Here is a 13693-nt window from a genome sequence, read left to right as displayed (position 1 = left end):
CTTACAATTTCTCACGCGCAGCTTTCGCAGCTTCTACAAGGCGGATCAAGCTTTCTTTCGTTTCTGGAATACCACGTGTTTTCAAACCACAGTCAGGGTTGATCCATACTTTCTTGCTTGGAACTTTTGCAAGGATGGCTTCGATGGTGTGGTCGATTTCGCCTTCGTTAGGCACACGAGGTGAGTGGATATCGTAAACCCCAGGTCCAACTTCTGTTTGGAAGTTTTTCGCTTTGAGTTCGTCCAATATTTCAAGGTTTGAACGGCTAGCCTCAAATGAGATAACGTCTGCATCCATGTTGTCGATAGCTGGGATGATATCTGTAAATTCTGAGTAACACATGTGAGTGTGGATTTGTGTGTCTGGTGCTACTGTTGAGTGTACCAAGCGGAAGGCAGGAATTGCCCAGTCAAGGTAGTCTTCGTACCAGTCGCTACGACGAAGTGGCAATTTTTCACGAAGAGCAGCCTCGTCGATTTGGATGATTTTCACACCAGCAGCTTCAAGGTCAAGTACTTCATCCTTGATAGCAAGGGCGATTTGAAGAGTAGAATCCTTGATAGAGATATCTTCACGTGGGAATGACCAGTTGAGGATGGTAACCGGTCCAGTCAACATACCTTTAACAGGTTTGTCAGTACGGCTTTGTGCATAGCTAGACCATTTAACAGTGATAGGGTTGAGACGAGTCACATCACCCCAGATGATTGGTGGTTTCACCCCACGCATACCGTATGATTGTACCCAACCATTTTTAGAGAAGAGGTAACCTGACAAGTTTTGACCGAAATACTCAACCATGTCATTACGCTCAAATTCACCGTGAACAAGGACATCAAAGTCAATATCTTCTTGCCATTTGATCCATTCATCGATCGTTTCAGCAAGGAAAGCGTCGTACTCTTCTTGAGACAATTCACCTTTACGGTAAGCCAAACGCTTCGCACGAACTTCCTTAGTTTGAGGGAATGAACCGATAGTTGTTGTTGGAAGAGCTGGAAGTTTGAAAGCTTCTTCTTGGATAGCTTCACGTTCTGCAAAGGCTGGCAAACGAGTGTAGTCAGCGTCTGTCAAGCCAGCAATACGCGCACGAAGTTCAGCATTCTCACCCACACGCTCAGTCGCAAAGAGTTCTTTGTTGGCTGCAAGAGCTACTTCACCTTGACCGTTGCGGATAGCATCCAAGTCACGGATCTCATCCAATTTTTCAACTGCAAATGCAAAGTGGTTCAAGATAGCTGGTTCAAATTCTTCATTAGCAGTTGTAAATGGCACATGAAGAAGTGAACATGAGCTTGTCAAGACAATGTTTTCAGCTGGAATTTGCTCAAGAATCGCCAAGCTCTTTTCGTAGTTGTTGCGCCAGATATTCTTACCATTGACAATACCTGCATAAAGAGTTTTGTCGGCTGGGAAGCCACCTTTGACCAATTCAAGCGTTTTCTTACCTTCAACGAAGTCAAGACCGATGGCATCTACTGGCAATTTGATAAGGTCAGCGTAAACGTCACGAACGTCACCGAAGTAAGTTTGAAGCAAGACTTCAAGACCTTTTTTGTCAGACAACAATTTGTTGTAGAGGTTTAAGAAGAGCGCTTTTTCTTCTTCTGTCAAGTCTTTGACAAGAGCAGCTTCGTCGAGTTGGATACGGGTTGCACCAAGTTCAGACAATTTTGCAAAAACGTCTTGGTAAGCAGCTACCAAGCTATCTACGAAGTCTTCTGCTTTCACGCCTTCTTCAAAGTCTGACAATTGAAGGAAAGTGAATGGTCCTACAAGGACTGGACGAGTGTTCAATCCAAGTTCTTTGGCTTCTTGGTACTCATCAAAGATCTTGTGACCAGCCAATTTGACTTGAGTGTCTTTTTCAAATTTAGGAACGATGTAGTGGTAGTTAGTGTTGAACCATTTCTTCATTGGAAGGGCACGAACATCCCCTTTTTCTCCTTGGTAACCACGTCCCAAAGCAAAGTAACGTTCAAGGTCAGACAATTCCAAGTTTTGAACAGATGCAGGAACTACGTTGAAAAGGAAAGCAGCATCTAGGAAGTTGTCATAGTGAGAAAAGTCATTTGATGGGATTTCAGTGATGCCTTTTTCTTTGACAATGTTCCAGTGTTTTGCACGCAATTCTTTAGCAGAAGCCAAGAGTTCTTCTTCTGAGATTTCTTTTCTAAAGTATTTTTCAGTTGTAAATTTTAATTCGCGGAATTCACCCAAACGAGGGAAACCGATGATTGTAGTTGACATGTTTTGTCCTCCAAAATTTGTTGTTGAAACTATCTTAACAGAAAAGAAATCACCTGTATAATTGTAAAAAATTAGGCTTTGATATAGTTTGAAACTATATCTCTATTTTAAACAAAAGAAAAAGACCTGAGACAAATGCCTCAAATCTTTTGTGTAGCTTGTTTTATAGCTTTATTTCAGTTAGACGGTTCAAACGCGTTATTAGTAATTCTTATAAGTAACTATGGCTTGTTATTAGAAAAGACTATAGGTCAATCCCCTTCTCTCGAAGGTTAGCCAGGCACTCCTCAAAGTAGGCAGCATCGTGCTCCTTGTAAATAGGACTCGTTAAAGTCTCCTCAGGTAAATCCTCATAAGAAGGACAAATCTTACCACGGTAGTTCTTGTCCAGCCACTCTGGACTAACCTTGTAGCCACGGTCAGCCATCTCCTTCATGATCATGCGATGATAGGCATAGAGGTGATAGGGCGAGTGGGTAAAGACATAGTCCACCGTCGCATGCTTTCTGCCCCAGCCATTGCCACGAAGGGCGCAGCACTCTCGATGTTGCCCCAAAAGTTGAGGACGGGGAAGTTGTGAAATCAAAGCCTCATGCCAAAGTCTCATGGGAATCTCCTTTCAATAAAGTAGAATTTTGTAAATAGCTATTTGGGTAACGCTCAAGCAACACTCGAGTCTTAACAATCAAGTCTTCCTTGGAAGCTTGACCAAAGCGATAGCGATCCAGCAAGAGCATATAATCTTTGCGCTCATCAAGGCTGGCTTGCTTTTTAAAATAGCCCCAAATATGTTGAAAGGCATTGCAAACCTGACCCCTGTGTTCTGGAATCTGGCAGGCACGGTCGATCAGTTCTTGAACATGACTTACCTCCACCACTTCTTGCTTGAGATACTGGCGAATATCCTTGTAAATATTGCTGGAATGGCTCAAAACAAGGTATTTGTTTTCCGCCCAGATTTGCTGACAAAGGGCACGTTGATTGTTATTTTCCATATTTCTCCTAACATTCTACTAGTTTCCAGGAAATATGGAAACAAAGTTATATCTTAAAAATGAGCGAATAAAGAGTGTTTTTTGTCGAGTCTGATTTTTCTAATAAACCTTGTTTGACAATCTTTAAATACCTGAATAAGTCTCTACTAACAACTGAATCTTACGTAAAACTTCTTGCTTTTTCCGTTCACGCGCTCCATGTCTACGAGAAGTTGGTGGAATAATCGAATCCAAATCAATCCCACTGTTTTCAGCATAACCTTGTTGAATTGATTTGTCTATGAATAATTGGTAATCAGCTACAAGTTTCTCAGACTCAGCTAGGTCATGGATTGCGATTTTCTTGCGCTCCTTGCCATATGCGTAGAAAGCATTGATAATCCCATCATGATCTTTCAATTTTTGCAAATCGGTATCATTGATGAAGCCGATAACCAACTCTTCTTTGGCACGAATATCGATACTAGAACGAATCACACGACTAACTTCTGCTTTCATTACTTCTTTAGACTCAGAATTCTTAGATTTTTCAACAATCAATGCCAGAATGTAGTCTAGATTAATCTCATCCGTTTTTAAGAGTTCGATTTCAAATTCAACATCTGAAAGATCAACATCCAAATCCTTGGTCTTTTCATAATTTTTAAGGTTCAAAAATTCATCTCGGATTTCCACATAAGTGCTTCTTAAATCCTGAAGATAACCTTCAGAAATAGGTTTGTCGATTTCTTGGAATTCGTCATAATTTCGAAGAACATTATCAAGCTTCAACAACTCGCCAAACAACTTAACAAATTCTTTTTTCTCATGTTCTGTTTCAATTTCCTGAGGATTTGGGAATTTCTCAAGAATTTCCTGACAGACTGCTGTATAGCCTTTTACCTCAATACCTGTTACCTGATCGACAAAACCATCCATGTATTCACTAAAGCTTTTTTCTAATATAATTTCAAGCTTATTTGTATCTCCAAAAGTCTTAATAGCTTCTTGCGTAGCTTTTTCTAAATCACGGAAACAAACAATATTCCCAAACGGTTTAACTTTGTTAAAAATCCGATTGGTTCTCGAGAATGCCTGAATCAAACCATGATAACGTAGATTTTTATCGACAAATAGCGTATTCATAGTCGGAGCATCAAATCCCGTCAAGAACATACCCACTACAATCAGAAGATCCACTTCTTTAGACTTAACTCTCTTAGAAAGGTCTCGATAGTAATTTTGGAACTCCTTCCCATCAGTCGAGAAGTTGGTCTTGAACATTCGATTATAGTCATCAATCGCTTTTTCCAGAAACTCTTTAGAAGATTGAGGCATTTGAGTAGTTTGCAGTTCCAGCTCTTCGTCTTGAATTTCTCCATAAGCAGACTGTTCTTCGTTAGGTGCAAAGCTAAAGATGGTTGCAACCTTTAAGCGCTTGGCTTCGGGTAGTGTCGCCTGTTGTCTCTGGAGTTCGTCATAGTATAACTTTGCTGCTTCAATACTTTGTACAGCCAGCATGGCGTTAAAACCTTGCATCTTCTTTTGTTTATGAGTGTAATATTTACTCCGACGCGTCTTGTCGTTATAAACTCTCAACATGTACTCTGTGATGGTTGCTATCCGTTCTGGATGGAGAAGTAGTTCCTTCTCCATCTTTTTGAGTTTCTTCTCATCAAGCTCTTGACCAACTGCTTTTTCTGCTTCTCTATATTTATTGATTTCAGGCTTGATATAGTTATAGTCAACCTTGAACTTCAATACTTTTTTATCTCGAATAGCATCTGTGATAACGTAGTTATGAAGTTGTTCTCCAAAAACTTCTTGTGTCGTTTCACCCGTCAAGCTATTTTCTGGGAAAATCGGTGTTCCTGTAAATCCAAACAAGGCGTACTGTTTAAAGGCCTTCTTAATTCGCTTTTGCGCCTTCCCAAACTGGGAACGGTGACATTCATCAAAGATTAAAGCACATTTTTTATTATAGGTTTCATGATTTGGATTTGCTGTTATAAACTTGTTTAACTTTTGAATGGTTGTGACAACGATTCGATCATCCTTTTCTTCGATACTTCGTTGGAGTTCTTTTGTATTATTGCTACCATTGACTGAATTTGGCTGGAATTTTTGATACTCCTTCATGGTCTGATAGTCAAGGTCTTTTCTATCAACCACAAAAATCACTTTGTCAATGTAGTCCAACTCTGTTGCCAAGCGCGCAGTCTTAAAGCTGGTCAAAGTTTTTCCTGACCCCGTTGTATGCCAGATATAGCCACAAGCATTGATAGTGCCAAAGTTCTTCATTTCATTGGAAGAATGAATCTTGCGCAAGATACTCTCAGTTGCTGCTATCTGATAAGGACGCATGATGAGCAAGGTATTATCCACATCAAAAACACAATACTTGGTCAAGACTTCCAAGAGGACACGCTTACTTAAGAAAGTAACAGTAAAATCTTCCAATTCATGAATAGTCTTATTCTTACGGTCTGCCCACTCACAGGTAAACTCATAGTGATTTTTATTTTGAGCTGTCGTATTTGCAAAGTAGCGTGTATAAGTGCCATTCGAAATCACAAAAATCTGAACATACTTATACAAAGAATTTTCGCTGTTAAAGCTTTCCTTACTATAACGGTGAACCTGATTAAAAGCTTCTTGTAGACTAACTCCACGCTTCTTCAATTCAATCTGAACTAGTGGAAGACCATTGACTAAAATGGTCACATCATAACGATTGGTATGGCTCCCCACTTGCGTCACTTGGTTGATGACCTGCATGCTGTTGTTGTGAATATTTTTCTTGTCGAGTATGAAAATATTTTTAATTCGTCCGTCATCAAAGACAAAATCATAGATATGATTTTCTTGGATTTTTCGTGTCTTTTCAACCAAACCTTCATTGGGACAGTCTAAATACTCGACTACAAAACGTTGCCATTCAGCATTCGTAAAGATCACCTTATTAAGCTTTTCAATTTGAACCTTTGCATTCGCTAAAAGCTCCGCAGGAGTATGGATATCCAATCGTTCATAATTGAGACCATCGACCAAATCCGTAAGCAATTGTTTTTCTAAATCTGCCTCAGACTGAAATTCTCTATCTGTGCGATACTCTGGTTGATACTCAGCCAAAAGAATCCCTTCATTTGTTTCCGCAATTACTTCATGTACTTTTGAATAATCAACCATAATCATAATCTCTCATTATTCTATCTAAATTCTAGCTCAAATGATTAGGATCTTTGTTAAAATAAAATTTTTCAATAAATGACTTATAAATTTCTTTAAAATGTACTTTATCATCCTCAGTTAACTCTGGAAATTCCTCAGAGGACTGCTTATCATGACTAAATAAATTTAAGTATCTATTATAAATAGCTGTATTTTCGTTAACAGGTAAAAGGCCTTTCCATTCTTTATACCCTAAATAAGTAGAAGTCTTTTCAAAAACTGTCCTTAATAAATTGTAATGATATTTTTCCAATTGATCTTGTTGAATTGCTTCATCGAGAATGTCTATTACCTTCAAATGATAGGCAAATGGAGAATCATTAGTGTCTTTCAGGTAATATGTCTCTTCACCATCAGTTAACGATACTTTGTGTTCTAATACAAATTTCGCGAGCGAATCTTTTCTGTTTAGCTCGTTGTACAATACATTAAAAAATAAAGGATGGTGTGTTGTAATAATGAATTTTAAACCTGTTGGATTAGCGGCTTTATCTGTCGCTTTTGTAAAGTTACTTTTCTTAATTAAACTAGCTAAATCAACAGCTATTTCAATGATTCTTCTGTCATCCAGCGAGGATACAGGATCATCAATAAAAATATATTTAAGTTCCGGAAAAGAATCTGGATCATCATTTTTACTTTCAATAACTTCATTTATAAAAGTATAGAAAAGACTCCATATGAAATTTGTTTCCTCCCCCTTAGAAATTTTTATATCGTTCTCTGTAATTCTTGTAGGCGTTCCATCCTCATTTTTGTCAGTATAAGTTTTTGAAAAAGTAACATTTGTATAATCGTTAAATCTTGGCTCTATTATCTGTTGGTGACTCCTTCTATCCTGGCCTACTGGGTAAATACCTAGATAAGCTTGAAATAAATCAATTATCTCATTTCCCTTTCCCTGATCTTTAAGAATATACCTTACAAATGTTGATTCCTGATTGATATTTAATTTTCTATTCAAATCGTGTCGTAAATCATTATCCCAATAAAATAAATCTTCTGTAAATGCATTAAAATAAAACATTTTCTTTTCGTCTATCAACCTATTCTGAACTTGATTAGACTTATTGCCATCCAATTTTTTCTTAACAGCCATGGATAGTCTAGTTTTTCCACTTCCATTAAAAGCATATAAAAGGGAAGTCTTTGATTTTTTTGAAATAAGATTATCCGCAAGTTCTTCCAATGTTTTGAATTCTGTCATAGTATACTTTCTCCTTTTTTATCAAAATTGAACATCATATTTCTCCAATATTCATATTGTTTTTGGCGTAGTTCAATCTCCTTGGGTAGTCCGATGTTGAGGTCATGACAAACCGTATCAAAGTTGTCTAGAACTTGAACAATCCGAGATTGGATTTCTAGAGAAGGAACTGGGATTTTCAATGATGAAAATGTAGATAAATTAAGATTATCCTGTGCGCTACCATAACTCTTATTTGCAAGATAATCTTTTATTGAATTTAAATAGTAGTAAACATATTCTGTAATGGCAAATTCTGGATTTGCAACAAACCCTATAATACTATCAGGGAAACATGCATCAAATCCTAATAATCCAGTTTCCGCTATATTAGCAGCAATTGTGATACATAATGTTCCCTTTTCCCACTGCTTACTTTGTTGTAATCCAAATTCACTATAAGTTTGAGAATAGTTTTCAATCCATTTACCAGCCTCTCTTATATCTCCAGTCTGTATGAACGGTATATCACCACCATATAGTCTTACGTCATTTCTAGGCCGATGTTTCGATTTTCCACGACCAAAATCTTTTGCTATTTCCGAGAGTGTCTTCCACTCAACCTGATAAACCTCATCCTCAAAGGACAAAAGTTTATCTCGATAATAAGAATATTGCTTTTTACGTGAGGTCAATTCCGAGGTCAATTCCGAGGTCAATTCCATAACACACTCAGTCATTTTGTCAAGTATTTGCACGATTTTTTCTTGAATTTCTATTGGTGGGATAGGAATAGGAAATGATTTTAAAGTTGAAATGACAATGTAAGACATAGCCGCCTTATTTGTATTATTCTCTAAATAAGATTTTAGCCCCTGTTTGATAATGTGTAACAAAAATCGAGCTTTCACATTATGTGAGAAATTTGTCAAAACATATGTTCTTTGATATGCTTCAAATTTTCCTGAATAATATTTAACATCTCCAACATTTGCATTTCCAGCAATCAATAATGCCTCTGTATTCCACCGAAAAGAATTTATTCGACTTATTTCTTTTGCTGTTGTAAAAAAAGGATACTTCCCATCTTCGACAGATTCATTGGCATTCAATTTACCTGTTTCTATTTCACACACTTCCCCCAACTCTTTCCACTCAACGGGACAGTTCTGGATTTCTTCTAGGATGTTCATCAGTTACCTCCTTCCTTGGCTATATTTTCAATGCTTTTAATTTCTTTGAGGTAATCTTTTTCAACTTGACTGAGGGTCTTGGCTTGGTAGCTCTTATATTCCTTATCTACCTTCTGCTTCATCTGTTCACGAGAGATAGAACCACTATTGTCCAGTAAGTCTTCTCCAGTAGCCTGAAGGATACGATCTACATGAGTCACCCAGTCAGCCATAGTCATCACTTCTTCACGCTCTGCCTGTCTTTCCGCAAAGTCTAGATATCCTGAAACAAGCTGATTAAGCCCACGAAGTTCCTTCTCTGTCAGATAGTTCTTGGCAACTTTTGCTTCAGATAGAGTGGGAAGGTCTCCCTTAAAAGTGGTCAATCCCATAAACTCCTTTTCGCTATCGACACGATGATAAATGAGTTCACTGGCAGTATTGTGGTGAATAGCATAATGCATCTTGTTTTGAACCGTCGCAAAGAATTTCTTTGCCTCTGGTGAATTTGCATTGTAGTCACTTGATGTCGCAAAAAGATCTAAAACCTGACGGTAAAAGACTTTTTCACTTGAGCGAATGTCTCGAATTCTTTCCAAGAGTTCTTTAAAGTAGGAGCCTCCACCCAAGTTTTTCAAGCGCTCATCATCCATAGCAAAGCCCTTAATCAGATACTCTTTCAAGACTGTCGAAGCATAGTGTCTAAACTGGACTCCACGAGGGGAGCGCACACGATAGCCAATCGACAAAATCATGTCGAGATTATAATAGGCGACTTTTTTTGACTGGGTTTTACCTGCTATTGCACCGTGACGAGTGGTTGTCAACTGATAGTTGACAACCACTGTTTCATCTAATTCACCATCCTCAAATATTGCCTTGATATGTTTACTAATGTTTTGCTTGGAAGTCTGAAAGAGCTCAGCTAGCTCCTGTTGTGTCAGCCAGACCGTTCCATTATCCAAGTGAAGCTCAATAGCGGACTCACCGTCATCAGTTCTGTAAAGAATCACATCATTTGCCATGGCTCAATTCCTCTACAATCTTGTCTATCTCTGCACGCAAGTAATCAATCTTAGTAACAGTCTCAGCAATTTCTTTATTGAGCACATCAATATCAATCTTCTCACGAGTATCTTCTTGTTCAACATAAGTTGAAACAGACAGGTTATAATCCTGCTCTGAACCAATCACCTCATTATCAACAAGAGCAGATTTATAGTCAACATTTTGATAATTAGAGAATAATTCAACTATATGCTCGATATTGCTATTCGTCAAGACGTTGTTATTGGTTTCTTTTTTGAATTCTTTACTCGCATCAATAAAGAGTGTTTTATTTTCAAGTTTATTCTTCGCCAGAACTAAAATCGTAGTTGCGATAGAAGTTCCAAAGAAGAGATTGTCTGGAAGAGCAATCACTGCTTCAACAAAGTTGTTATCTACTAGATACTGACGAATGGTCTTTTCAGCACCTCCACGATAGAAAATGCCTGGGAAACAAACAATGGCTGCCCGACCTTTATTGGACAAGTGGTTGAGACTATGCATGATAAAGGCAAAGTCAGCTTTTGACTTAGGTGCTAGTTTCCCTGCTGGCGCAAAACGGTCATCGTTTATCAGAGTTGGATCCCCGTCCCCCACCCATTTGACAGAGTAAGGAGGGTTAGATACGATGGCATCAAAAGGCTTTTCTTCCAAATGTTGAGGATTTAAAAGGGTGTCCCCTCGCTTAATGTCAAAGTTATTGTAATTGATATTATGCAAGAACATGTTCATACGAGCCAAGTTATAGTTGGTCATGTTGATTTCTTGACCAAAGAAACCATCTTCTAGGATATGCTCTTCATATTGTTTTTTCATTTGAAGAAGGAGTGACCCTGAACCACATGTTGGGTCATAGACCTTGTTAATCTTGTCTTTACCGACCATGACTAGTCGAGCTAGTAATTTAGAAACCGTCTGAGGTGTGAAAAATTCACCCCCGCTTTTTCCTGCATTACTGGCATAGTTAGAAATCAAGAATTCATAGGCATCACCAAAAGCATCAATATCATTTTCCTCAAAGTTGCCAAAGTTAATACTATTGATACCATTAAGAATATCAGATAGGCGTTTATTTTTTTCTGGTACAGTCCCACCAAGGATGTTGCTTCGTGTATCCAAGTTATCAAACAGACCTTTGATATCATCTTCTGATTTGAAGCCAATCGCTGACTTCTCAATAGCTTGGAAAATATTGGCCAATTCTTCGTTTAAATTTTCATTTTGTGAAGCGTTCTCGACAACATTTTCAAACAGTTGACTTGGAAGAATAAAGAATCCCTTATCCTCAACTGTCCCTGGTTTAAAATCTTGCTCAGCTTCTTGGTCACTTAAGCCAGCATAACGAAATTATAGATCCCCAGCCTCATGCTCAGCACGGTCAAAATAGTCTGACATGTGCTCTGAAATAAATCGATAGAAAAGGATTCCCAATATGTATTGCTTAAAATCCCAACCATCTACAGCCCCACGCACATCGTCCGCAATCGCCCAAATTTTACGATGCAGCTCCTTGCGTTCTGCATTTTCTTTACTTGCCATTTTTACTTTCCTTATTTAATGTATTATCTTTTCTATTTTATCATATTTCAAGAAAAACCACTCGACCTAGGGAGGACGAGTGGGCTATAAACTATTCTTAACTTTATTAAGGTAGTAGAACATCTTCCATACCATCCTTATCATCACTTTTTACAAATACAACATTTCGTTTCCCTGTTAACTCTATCAGTTTTTCCTTACCAAGAATGATTGCGAGATTCTTAACAATTGAACGTTTAGCTGCATCATCGTAATAAGTAAAAATAAATCTATAATCATACTTTCCATTTTCTGCTGATTCTGCTAATGCAAAACATTTTTGAAATATTTCTTTATCCAATGGATCTACTGAATGACCAAAAATAACAATGTTTTTCGAAACTAGAACTCTAGTCGGAACAGCACGCCCTGCAACAGAAGTATTTTTTACCGTATAATTTCTCTTAATAAAAAATTCTTCAAATTTATTCCCTGTTTCTTTGACAACTCGTTGATAATATTTCTGATAAGGTATCAAATCACTGTTGACATCATTTTCCTTATCCTCAATTCCAAAAACCATGGTATTGATTGTTCTATCTAAATCAATTCGCCCATGTATAAAATGAGTTTTCTCCTCAAAAGTTCCAAAGAGATGGCCCGATGTATTGGTGTAATTAAAATTTAGGACAGAGGAATTTGATATATTCGATACTGCATCTAAAGCTGTTGGCTTAGCTTTAATCTTGCTAACTTCAAAATCAAAATAATCTAAATACGATAGATAGATTTCTAACAATTCAATCAATAGATCAAGTTGATTGATAAATTTATTATTCAACTTTTCCAGTGCGACTTCTCTTTCTAAAGAACTCCAACTTTTTTCATGAAATAGTGAAGAAAACATATTTGCAATATATAATTTTGACCTATAATTTTTTTCTTGTAACAATTTCTCTTCCAATAACCAAATTCGTCCTGTAGCAGCAACTTTGAATATTAAATCATTATTTTCTTTGAAATACATTATCGCATCTGCAAGTTGAGAAATCATGATTTCAAGATTAGACCAATTTTCTCCAAGAGTATTTTTATTTTCATTAATAAATTTCAAATACAAATTATCTCTGTATTTCTCAATTCTTATATTTTTAACTTTTAGAAACTCCAGCAACTTCTCATCTGGATTAGAAAATAATTGTTTTTCAAACTCAATAAAATCAGTATACTTTGTTTTTCGATCCATAGCAATATCAAAGCCATTTCCTAGAATTAGAATAGTATCTGCCATGAATTTTTCTCCTCTACATAATAGATAATTACTAAAATTATACCACGAATCAACCAAAAAACGAGTCTGGGACAAAAGTCTAATCATAAATATAAAAAGCGAACAAAATAAGTTATCTGATACTCAGAATTCTGTCTTGTTCGCTTTTTTTCAAATCTATCGATTTTAAAAATTTATAATAAAGAATTCCTAAAATCAAAATCTTTTTGTCCCAGCCTCATTTAGTTTTAGCCAACTATTTCTTCTGCTTTAACTTTTTTCTCATTCTTGTTCGAACCAATCAATCGGCGCTTACTATCAAAGACTCATTCCCCCTTTCTCCTCCAAAATATGGTATAGTAGAATTATACTATCTATGAGGAGTTTACATGGCACAGGTTAAACAAATGAAAGCTGTTTCTCCCCTTTTACAGCAAGTTATCAATATCTCATCAATTGTCGGTGGGGTTGGGAGTTTGATTTTCTGTATTTGGGCTTATCAGGCTGGGGTTTTACAGTCTAAAGAAACCCTCTCTGCTTTTATTCAGCAGGCAGGTATCTGGGGTCCACCCCTCTTTATCTTTTTACAGATTTTACAGACGGTCGTTCCTATCATTCCTGGGGCCTTGACCTCGGTGGCTGGGGTCTTTATTTACGGCCACATCATCGGAACTATCTATAACTATATCGGCATCGTGATTGGCTGTGCCATTATCTTCTATCTGGTGCGCCTCTACGGAGCTGCTTTTGTCCAGTCTGTCGTCAGCAAGCGCACCTATGACAAGTACATCGGCTGGTTGGATAAGGGCAATCGTTTTGACCGTTTCTTTATCTTTATGATGATTTGGCCCATTAGTCCAGCTGACTTTCTCTGTATGCTGGCTGCCCTGACCAAGATGAGCTTCAAGCGCTATATGACTATCATCATTCTGACCAAGCCCTTTACCCTCGTGGTTTATACCTACGGTCTGACCTATATTATCGACTTTTTCTGGCAAATGCTTTGACATGTAAAAAATCCGTTTGGTTTCCCGAGCGGATTTT

9 protein-coding genes and 1 pseudogene are annotated in these 13693 nt (G+C 37.4%); 1 reads left to right on the top strand and 9 read right to left on the bottom strand.

Features of this window, described 5'->3' with window-relative positions; all coding sequences use genetic code 11:
• Nucleotide 1 precedes the first annotated feature (1 nt).
• The 9 genes and pseudogenes from metE to D2908_RS09070 form a co-directional block, all read right to left on the bottom strand.
• Nucleotides 2-2251: a 5-methyltetrahydropteroyltriglutamate--homocysteine S-methyltransferase gene (metE, locus tag D2908_RS09110; protein WP_117306559.1), complete on the bottom strand. Its 2250-nt coding sequence runs from the start codon at nucleotides 2249-2251 to the stop codon at nucleotides 2-4.
• 244 nt (nucleotides 2252-2495) lie between these two features.
• The gene (locus D2908_RS09105; protein ID WP_117306557.1) at nucleotides 2496-2858 is read right to left on the bottom strand and encodes a TIGR02328 family protein; all 363 of its coding nucleotides are present in this window, start codon (nucleotides 2856-2858) and stop codon (nucleotides 2496-2498) included.
• Entirely contained in the window at nucleotides 2842-3246 is a 405-nt protein-coding gene (locus D2908_RS09100) for a YbgA family protein (RefSeq protein ID WP_117306555.1), read from the bottom strand. Before D2908_RS09100 ends, D2908_RS09105 begins: the two co-directional genes overlap by 17 nt.
• A gap of 123 nt (nucleotides 3247-3369) precedes the next feature.
• The gene (locus D2908_RS09095; protein WP_117306608.1) at nucleotides 3370-6414 is read right to left on the bottom strand and encodes a type I restriction endonuclease subunit R; all 3045 of its coding nucleotides are present in this window, start codon (nucleotides 6412-6414) and stop codon (nucleotides 3370-3372) included.
• A 31-nt stretch (nucleotides 6415-6445) separates the two neighbouring features.
• Nucleotides 6446-7663, bottom strand: a complete 1218-nt coding sequence (locus tag D2908_RS09090) for an anticodon nuclease (protein WP_117306553.1) — start codon at nucleotides 7661-7663, stop codon at nucleotides 6446-6448.
• A complete protein-coding gene (locus D2908_RS09085) occupies nucleotides 7660-8835 on the bottom strand; it encodes a restriction endonuclease subunit S (protein WP_117306551.1) in 1176 nt (391 codons plus the stop codon). The genes D2908_RS09090 and D2908_RS09085 overlap by 4 nt, the downstream gene beginning before the upstream one ends.
• A complete protein-coding gene (locus D2908_RS09080; protein WP_117306549.1) occupies nucleotides 8835-9839 on the bottom strand; it encodes a virulence RhuM family protein in 1005 nt (334 codons plus the stop codon). The genes D2908_RS09085 and D2908_RS09080 overlap by 1 nt, the downstream gene beginning before the upstream one ends.
• Nucleotides 9829-11400, bottom strand: a pseudogene (locus tag D2908_RS09075) (type I restriction-modification system subunit M). Before D2908_RS09075 ends, D2908_RS09080 begins: the two are co-directional and overlap by 11 nt.
• 106 nt (nucleotides 11401-11506) lie before the next feature.
• Nucleotides 11507-12670: an AbiH family protein gene (locus D2908_RS09070; RefSeq protein ID WP_117306547.1), complete on the bottom strand. Its 1164-nt coding sequence runs from the start codon at nucleotides 12668-12670 to the stop codon at nucleotides 11507-11509.
• A gap of 368 nt (nucleotides 12671-13038) precedes the next feature.
• On the opposite strand from D2908_RS09070, the gene D2908_RS09065 reads away from it, so the two are divergent.
• Nucleotides 13039-13656, top strand: coding sequence for a TVP38/TMEM64 family protein (locus D2908_RS09065; protein WP_117306545.1), 618 nt, complete (start codon nucleotides 13039-13041; stop codon nucleotides 13654-13656).
• Nucleotides 13657-13693 lie beyond the last annotated feature (37 nt).

This window comes from Streptococcus sp. LQJ-218, from assembly GCF_003428885.1.
Lineage (GTDB): Bacteria > Bacillota > Bacilli > Lactobacillales > Streptococcaceae > Streptococcus.
Note: the sequence above shows the minus strand (reverse complement) of the source record. Positions and strands in the feature narration are given on the sequence as shown.

Bases quoted from the DNA above. Each gene is read 5' to 3' on its own strand.
- metE (WP_117306559.1), bottom strand. From the start codon at position 2,251: ATGTCAACTACAATCATCGGTTTCCCTCGTTTGGGTGAATTCCGCGAA.
- D2908_RS09105 (WP_117306557.1), bottom strand. From the start codon at position 2,858: ATGAGACTTTGGCATGAGGCTTTGATTTCACAACTTCCCCGTCCTCAA.
- D2908_RS09100 (WP_117306555.1), bottom strand. From the start codon at position 3,246: ATGGAAAATAACAATCAACGTGCCCTTTGTCAGCAAATCTGGGCGGAA.
- D2908_RS09095 (WP_117306608.1), bottom strand. From the start codon at position 6,414: ATGGTTGATTATTCAAAAGTACATGAAGTAATTGCGGAAACAAATGAA.
- D2908_RS09090 (WP_117306553.1), bottom strand. From the start codon at position 7,663: ATGACAGAATTCAAAACATTGGAAGAACTTGCGGATAATCTTATTTCA.
- D2908_RS09085 (WP_117306551.1), bottom strand. From the start codon at position 8,835: ATGAACATCCTAGAAGAAATCCAGAACTGTCCCGTTGAGTGGAAAGAG.
- D2908_RS09080 (WP_117306549.1), bottom strand. From the start codon at position 9,839: ATGGCAAATGATGTGATTCTTTACAGAACTGATGACGGTGAGTCCGCT.
- D2908_RS09070 (WP_117306547.1), bottom strand. From the start codon at position 12,670: ATGGCAGATACTATTCTAATTCTAGGAAATGGCTTTGATATTGCTATG.
- D2908_RS09065 (WP_117306545.1), top strand. From the start codon at position 13,039: ATGGCACAGGTTAAACAAATGAAAGCTGTTTCTCCCCTTTTACAGCAA.